Source organism: Mesorhizobium sp. A623 (assembly GCF_054489405.1).
On the sequence record NZ_JBTMXB010000126.1, the window covers coordinates 1 to 1016 of the forward strand.

A 1016-nucleotide genomic window follows, 5' to 3' on the forward strand; every position below is an offset into this window, starting at 1 on the left:
GCCCTACCGGCGACCTTGTTCATGCTACGCGTTCGAACTCGGCCCGGCCGAGCCTGGTCATTCGGTTCAAGATGTTGACGCCAATAGTGGCCTCGGTTCGTTGGTTGGCAAAGGTCCTCGCCTTCAGTTTCGGCCCGATGACGGTCTTCCAGCGACCCATCCGGGCCTCGATCCGAGAGCGCTGATTGTAGCCACTGGCTTTTTGCCAACCCATTCCTGCCTTGGGTTGCGATCGCGTCGATATGGCGGTCCCGTGAGGTTGAATCATGCGTCGCGTCGGTGCTCAGCACGGCGTTCTTCGGCGGAGGGATGATGATGTCGATCTTGTGCCAAACCGCGCGTCGACAAGATCGCTGACGGATGCCCCGTCATAGGCGCAGTCGGCAATGAACCGGGCGACAGGCGCGTCGATCTGAGCCAGAAGCTCCGGAAGTGCTGTAGTGTCGCCGATGCTTTCCACCGTCAGATCGGCACACAAGATCTCGCCGCTGAAAAGGTCGAGCCCAAGGTGCAATTTACGCCAGGAGCGGCGTTTCATTCTGGTCTCGTGCTTTTCCTCGAGCCATTCACCCGCGCCAAAGACTTTCAGGCCCGTGCTATCCACCACCAAATGCACAGGTTCATTGGTCGGCGAGCGCTTTCCAACGCATGCCCTCAAGCCTGTGCCTCGCCGAGACAAGGTCGAAAAACACGGCACAGAAATGGAGGCGCCAGTCAGTTGCCCGATGGAGCGCACGAAGCCTTGTGTCTACCGCGGTGGCAGCCCTAATACAAGCCGCAGGGCCAAGCAGATTTCGATCGCCAGATCCGAACACCGCGCCTGACCGCCCCGTGTCAGGCGACGTGGCGCCGACCATAAATCGGCCACGCCGTCCTCAATCCAGATCGTCAGATCTCCACGATGGCGAAGGGCTTCATTGTAGTCCGTCCAGTTCGTCACCCGGTGCGGCTGCTTCGGGAGCATCTGGCGGAGGGCGTCATTGAACTTGTGCGGCATTCAGGCGATCCCGTCAGGC

The 1016-nt window shown here is 60.3% G+C and carries 1 pseudogene; it reads right to left on the reverse strand.

Annotated elements, in window-relative coordinates:
• Positions 1 to 283 precede the first annotated feature (283 nt).
• Positions 284 to 997 (reverse strand): annotated as a pseudogene (locus ACX3P1_RS28190) (IS5 family transposase).
• Between the last annotated feature and the right edge of the window lie 19 nt (positions 998 to 1016).